General features: G+C 57.1%; 5 protein-coding genes and 1 pseudogene. 3 read left to right on the forward strand and 3 right to left on the reverse strand.

The window, feature by feature from the left end; translation table 11 throughout:
* Positions 1–470, forward strand: a pseudogene (locus IQ273_RS29065) (IS4/IS5 family transposase); the annotation flags it as partial.
* Positions 471–754: 284 nt separating this feature from the next.
* On the opposite strand, the gene IQ273_RS29070 reads toward IQ273_RS29065, so the two are convergent.
* Genes IQ273_RS29070 through rpmG form a run of 3 tightly spaced genes read right to left on the reverse strand, consistent with a single transcriptional unit; the run spans position 755 to position 3243 of the window.
* Positions 755–2794: a ribonuclease catalytic domain-containing protein gene (locus IQ273_RS29070; RefSeq protein WP_194026598.1), complete on the reverse strand. Its 2040-nt coding sequence runs from the start codon at positions 2792–2794 to the stop codon at positions 755–757.
* A 35-nt stretch (positions 2795–2829) separates the two neighbouring features.
* Entirely contained in the window at positions 2830–3045 is a 216-nt protein-coding gene (rpsR, locus tag IQ273_RS29075; protein ID WP_017298240.1) for a 30S ribosomal protein S18, read from the reverse strand.
* Positions 3046–3054: 9 nt separating this feature from the next.
* On the reverse strand, positions 3055–3243 hold the full coding sequence (gene rpmG / locus IQ273_RS29080) for a 50S ribosomal protein L33 (protein WP_072015960.1): 189 nt from the start codon (positions 3241–3243) through the stop codon (positions 3055–3057).
* 203 nt (positions 3244–3446) lie between these two features.
* On the opposite strand from rpmG, the gene IQ273_RS29085 reads away from it, so the two are divergent.
* Entirely contained in the window at positions 3447–3641 is a 195-nt protein-coding gene (locus tag IQ273_RS29085) for a heavy-metal-associated domain-containing protein (protein ID WP_194026599.1), read from the forward strand.
* A gap of 159 nt (positions 3642–3800) precedes the next feature.
* Positions 3801–6056, forward strand: a complete 2256-nt coding sequence (locus IQ273_RS29090) for a heavy metal translocating P-type ATPase (protein WP_194026600.1) — start codon at positions 3801–3803, stop codon at positions 6054–6056.
* Positions 6057–6105: the final 49 nt, after the last annotated feature.

A 6105-nucleotide genomic window follows, 5' to 3' on the forward strand; every position in this document is an offset into this window, starting at 1 on the left:
TGTACCGCTCTCGGTGGACTGTTGAAGGGATGTTTCAGGTGATTACCGATGTCTTCTCCTGCGAACTCAATACCCTGGGCTATCCCAGAGCCGCTTTATTTGTCTTCTGCATCGCGGTGGTAGCCTTTAATATCTTGTCTACGGTCAAAGCCGCCCTGAAGACCGTCCATGGTGTGGGCAAAATTGGGTCGGGCTTATCCGACTTCTATCTCGTTGAAGACGTCCAGGGCACCTTCCGGGGCATGATGATTGCCCTGCCACCCCCCATTTGGCTCCCCTTTGCTCAGATGCCGGTCGAAGCCTTTGCCGAGTCCTTGAAAGCCTGGGCCGCTCAGGTCGACCTCAAACGCTTTTCGTCCTCTACCAGAGGTCCGAAAAAACCCGCTAAAAAGGAGCCGTTTAATCCGAAGCATCCTCATGTTGCTACCGCTCGACTCCTCAAGCAAAAGGAGAACAAACGTTCACCTTAACAGGGGTAGACTCAACATCAATACCCGGTAAACCTAATAGCTCTGTCAGTAGAGGCACCATAGCCATACTGTATGGTAGCGGCTACTTCAGCATACTCATTCCAGGAGAGCCAGCGATTTAGCGAACACTTTGTGACTTGCTTCTGGTTGTTCCTTTAGTCTTGGCAAGAAAACGCCCTAGTACTCGAAGGCTGAAATACGCTCGTTATTCCGGCTCGCTTGGCTCTCTAGCTCCCCTGTTCCCTCGCGATTGGCAATAGTCGTCTCCCTTATGCCGTCGTCTACTAGCTAGCTGTAGCTACTGCTGCCGCCTCTTCACTTTCTGGGGCCACCTCTTCAAAGCGGATTATGTCTTGGCGGGGGCTGGCGTGACTGACCCGAACCTGCAGTTGCTCACCCAGAGCAACTGCGCGGTTAAAGCGCATAGCCAGCTCCAGGCCCAGGTCTTCGACCATAATTAGCCCCAGGCCTTCGTCTTCCCGCAGCCAGCGCAGCAGCATGACTTCCCAGCTCCGATCTTGGTGGCGGCGCAGGTATTCTAAAGCCCAGTAGCGCTTGGTTTGGCGCTCAACTAAGGTGGCCTCATAGGCGGCCGAACTGGCTCCAAGGGCCAATTCAGTTACCTCCGTTGGGGAAAAGGGCAGTGGCTCGCCCCGTAGGTGGGCCTTGAGCTGAAAATGGGTTACTAGGTCGAGATACCGCCGAATCGGGGAGGTTACCTGGCTGTAGCTGTCTAGCCCTAGGGTGGCATGGCGACTAGGGGTAACGCCCACTTCGCTGCGGGTCATGCAGCGGCGAATGGCGGAATCGCGCACCCAGCCCGTGGGTAGCGAAATTAGTTCTTCGTCGGAGGGCAGTTCGGGTTGGGGTTGGCTGCGAAAGGGAATGGCTAAATCATGGGTTTGACCATAGCGGGCGGCGACTTCCCCAGCCAAAATCATCATTTCGGCTACCATTTGCCTAGCCATTGAGTCGTTGAACACCTCAATCACAATATCGTCTTCGGCCTCAGACACCTTAATGCTCGACTCGGGCATGTTGATGCTGATTGCTCCCTGGCTCAGCCGCCACTGCCCCCGCACCTTGGCCCAATCGGCCAACCCCTGCAACTCTGGCTCAGCGGTGACGCCTAGCTCTAGCATTTCGTCGACATCGTCGTAGGTGAGGCGATAGGTGGGGCGAATGATTGTGGGGTGAATTTGGTAATCTTGAATGTCGCCGTCTGCGGTGAGGGTAATGCCAAAGCTAAGGGCACAGCAGGTTTGGCCTTGAATCAAACTCATGGCCCCAGTTGCCAGATCCATGGGGAACATGGGGATCATACCAGTGGGCAGGTAGACCGTAGTGCAGCGGCGACGCGCTTCTAAATCGAGCGCATCGCCGGGCAGCAGCCAGCGGGTCGGGTCGGCAATGTGAACCCAGAGGCGCTGGGTACCATCGGCCAAAATCTCAAGGCTGAGACCGTCGTCAATTTCTTGGGTACTGGCATCGTCTACCGTATAAGCCTTGAGGTGGGTAAGGTCTAGCCGTTGGGTATCGGGGTCGGGTGGCGGAGACTGAAGACGCTGCTGCGCCATAGTAAGGGTTTCCTCAGAAAAGTGACTGGGAACTTGGCTACGGCGCAGAGCCAAATTTTCGTGGACGCTCCACAGCCCCAGTGCCACTAGGGTATCAAATGCGCCCGCTGCTGTCGGGGCGCTACCCAACGCGTTAAGAATCTCTACGGCCTGAGTGCGCTGGTTTGACTCATCACCAAACAGGGCCAGGCGTTCTAAGGTTTCGAGCCGGGGACGATCGCCCTTGTCCCAGTCCACCGTTTCGCCCGCCTGCCCCTGGCGCGCCTTGGTCATAAAGGATTCCCACTCCTGCTGGCGCTGGGTTTCGCGCTCGATTTGCAGGCGCAGTTCGTCAACTTGGGCAGCAGGGCGGGGTTCGTAGCGATCGCCCTTCTGCTTGAAAAAAACTTTGTCTTCCGCCAGCAGTCGGTGGGCTGCGTAGCAGAAAGCGGGGCTTTGTTCTGAAAATAGCAGCTGCGCCAAAGCAGCCGGATCGGCAGACTCCCCGGCTTCGCTCAAAAATTCCCAGGCAATCTCTAGACTGGATGGGTCGATATAGGACTCGGCCTCTGCGGCAAAGGGGCCAATATCAGCAGGCATATAGGTACTACCGCTAACTTCGTAAATGAAGTCGCGCGGGTGCAGGGTGTGGGCTTGACCACGCTCGTCGATAACCACCCAGTTTTTTTTGCCCTCGGGCCGATCTACCACCCCTAAACGGGGCTGCCCCTGGTGCTTAAATTCGACTAGCGTTCCTTTGTCAACCAAGCCAACACCCTAGCGATCGCCATCTTTAGCCTAGCCTAGCCTTCCCCATTCACATAGGGCAGCAGAGCAATAATACGGGCACGTTTGATGGCAGTGGTGAGATCCCGCTGTTGTTTAGCGGTCAAGCCGGTGATGCGGCGAGGCAAGATTTTGCCGCGCTCGGTGATGAACTTGCGGAGCAAATCGACATCTTTGTAGTCAATTGGGTCTCCGGGCTTGATTGGAGATACTCGACGACGGAAGTAGGCCATGGGTGATAATTACTTGATTTCTTTGTGGACAGTGTGCTTGTTGCAGTGGGTGCAGAACTTCTTCAGCTCAATGCGGTTCGTCGTATTGCGACGGTTTTTTTGAGTGGTGTAACGCGATACACCGTTGGAGCGCTTGTCCGGGTTAGTCCGGCACTCTGTGCACTCCAGGGTAATGACGAGGCGGACGCCTTTGGCCATGACAGTTCACCTGAAAAATAGGGCGGGCAAAAAAATAAGACACAGCCTTCTATTATTTCACAGCTGGCCCAGATTCGCCAATCTTCATTCAGGTCGTGATCTGGGAAAACGGGGAAAGGCACAAAACTTATTGGGCTTAACCCTTGACTCTCTAGCTAGCTAGAAGCTTCAAAATGACGCTATCGAGAGCTTAGAGGTCTGTGATGACGATTGAACTGAAGGTGCCAAATTTAGCCTGCTCAGCCTGTGAAGAAACGGTAACCAAAGCCGTTAAGGCGATTGACCCGGCGGCCCAGGTAAGCGCTGACTCAAAAACTAAGCAGGTGAGCGTAGACACCAGCGTCTCAGAGGCGGCTATTAAGGCTGCCATTACCGACGCTGGCTACACCGTTGCCTAGACCCTGCACTGCACGGTGCATTGCTTCGCGTTGGCGGAGTCTCGCCTTAGCGTTATGCACCCTGCATAGATCCCAAAAAATTTAGCCTGACAAAGCACTAGAAAGCACCGCTAAAACCTGCTTAAGGAGGCACCGATGGAAACAGCCCAAAAAGCACCGATGGAAACCCAAACGTTCAAACTGCGGGGCATGAGCTGTGCCGCCTGCGCCAGCAACATCGAAGCGGCGATTCGCACGGTGCCCGGTGTAGAGACGTGCAGCGTCAACTTTGGGGCTGAGCAGGCTGCTGTGACCTACAACCCCCAGCGCGCTGGTTTGGCCCAAATTCAGGCGGCGGTGGATGAGGTTGGCTATGGTGCACACCCAATCGGCGATGACCCGCTGAGTACTGAAGACGATGCCGAACGGCGCGATCGCGCGGCCCGCCACCGTGAACTTACCCGCAAAGTTATCTTTAGCCTGGTGATCGGCGGCGTGCTGATGATTGGGGGACTGCCCATGATGACCGGCATCCCTATGCCCTTTATCCCCGCCTGGTTGCACAACCCCTGGGTGCAACTGGTGCTGACCCTGCCGGTGATCGTCTGGGCGGGCAACCACTTTTATATCAATGCCTGGAAAGCCTTTCGGCATCGCTCCGCCACCATGGATACCCTGGTGGCGGTGGGCACCGGCACCGCCTTTCTGTACTCCCTGTTCCCGACCCTCTACCCCCAGTGGTTTTTAGACCAGGGCCTCAGCCCCGACGTGTACTTCGAGATTACCGCCATCATTATTGCCCTAATTTTGTTGGGCAACCTGCTAGAAAACCGGGCCAAGGGGCAAACCTCCGAGGCCATTCGTAAGCTGATGGGCTTGCAGGCCAAAACTGCGCGAGTGATCCGCAACGGCCGGGCGCTTGACATACCTATCGCTGAAGTGGTGCTGGGTGACGTGATTCTGGTGCGCCCCGGTGAAAAAATTCCGGTGGATGGGGAAATTATCGATGGTGCCTCCACCCTGGATGAAGCCATGGTGACCGGGGAAAGCGTGCCCGTGCAGAAAACCGTCGGCGACGAGGTGGTGGTGGCGACGCTGAACAAAACCGGCAGCTTCAAATTTCGCGCCACTCGGGTCGGCAAAGATACCTTTTTGGCCCAAATCGTCAAGCTGGTGCAGCAGGCCCAGGGGTCAAAAGCCCCGATTCAACAATTAGCTGATCGGGTGACGGGCTGGTTTGTGCCTGCCGTAATCGCCGTGGCCATTCTCACCTTTGTAATTTGGTTCAACGTGATGGGCAACCTCACTATGGCGCTGATTACCACCGTAGGGGTGTTGATTTTGGCCTGCCCCTGTGCTCTGGGGTTGGCGACGCCCACCTCAATGATGGTGGGCACCGGCAAGGGGGCTGAGAACGGCATTTTGATCAAAGGGGCCGATAGCCTGGAGCTAGCCCACAAAATTCAGGCGATCGTGCTGGATAAGACCGGCACCATCACCCAGGGCCAGCCGACGGTGACCGATTATGTGACCGTCAATGGCACCGCCACCGAGCTGCACCTGCTAAAACTGGCTGGAACGCTGGAACGCAACTCTGAGCATCCTCTGGCGGAAGCCGTAGTCAACTACGCCCAGGCCCAAGGGGTGACGTTAGAAGATGCCCAGGCCTTTGAGGCCGTTGCAGGCAGCGGCGTGCAAGGGGCGGTAGCGGGTCAGCGGGTGCAGATTGGCACCCACCGCTGGATGCAGGAACTGGGCATCGCTACCGATCGCCTGCAACGACAGTGGGAAACCCTGGAAGGCCAGGGCCGCACCGTGGTTTGGCTAGCGGTGGATGGCAAGGTAGAGGCCATTCTGGCGATCGCCGATGCGGTCAAGCCATCGTCGGCCAGCGCCATTGCCACCCTGCAGCGCATGGGCCTGGAAGTGGTGATGCTAACCGGCGACAACCGTCGCACCGCCGAGGCGATCGCCCGCGAAGTCGGCATTACTCGCGTATTTGCTGAGGTGCGCCCCGACCAAAAATCGGCCCAGGTCGCAAGGCTCCAACAGGAAGGCAAGATCGTGGCGATGGTGGGTGACGGCATTAACGATGCCCCCGCCCTGGCCCAGGCCGATGTGGGTATGGCGATTGGCACGGGCACCGATGTGGCGATCGCCGCCAGCGACATTACCCTGATCTCGGGTGACCTGTACGGCATTGTCACCGCCATTCAGCTCTCCCGCGCCACTATGGCCAACATTCGCCAAAACCTGTTCTTTGCCTTCATCTACAACGTCGCGGGCATCCCGATCGCGGCGGGCATTCTCTACCCCATCTTTGGCTGGCTACTCAACCCCATCATTGCCGGTGCGGCCATGGCCTTTAGCTCGGTGTCGGTGGTGACGAACGCCCTGCGGCTGCGGAATTTTCGGCCCAAGCTACAGGGGAGATGAGGGCTGAGGGGATGAGAAGGAATTATATTTACCTCCCTCACCGCTCCCC

Origin of the sequence: Nodosilinea sp. LEGE 07298, from assembly GCF_015207265.1 — a bacterium.
Classification (GTDB): Bacteria; Cyanobacteriota; Cyanobacteriia; order Phormidesmidales; family Phormidesmidaceae; genus Nodosilinea.

Excerpts from the sequence above, each read along its gene's own strand:
- rpmG (WP_072015960.1), bottom strand. The coding sequence starts at position 3,243 with ATGGCCAAAGGCGTCCGCCTCGTCATTACCCTGGAGTGCACAGAGTGC.
- IQ273_RS29090 (WP_194026600.1), top strand. The coding sequence starts at position 3,801 with ATGGAAACCCAAACGTTCAAACTGCGGGGCATGAGCTGTGCCGCCTGC.
- IQ273_RS29085 (WP_194026599.1), top strand. The coding sequence starts at position 3,447 with ATGACGATTGAACTGAAGGTGCCAAATTTAGCCTGCTCAGCCTGTGAA.
- rpsR (WP_017298240.1), bottom strand. The coding sequence starts at position 3,045 with ATGGCCTACTTCCGTCGTCGAGTATCTCCAATCAAGCCCGGAGACCCA.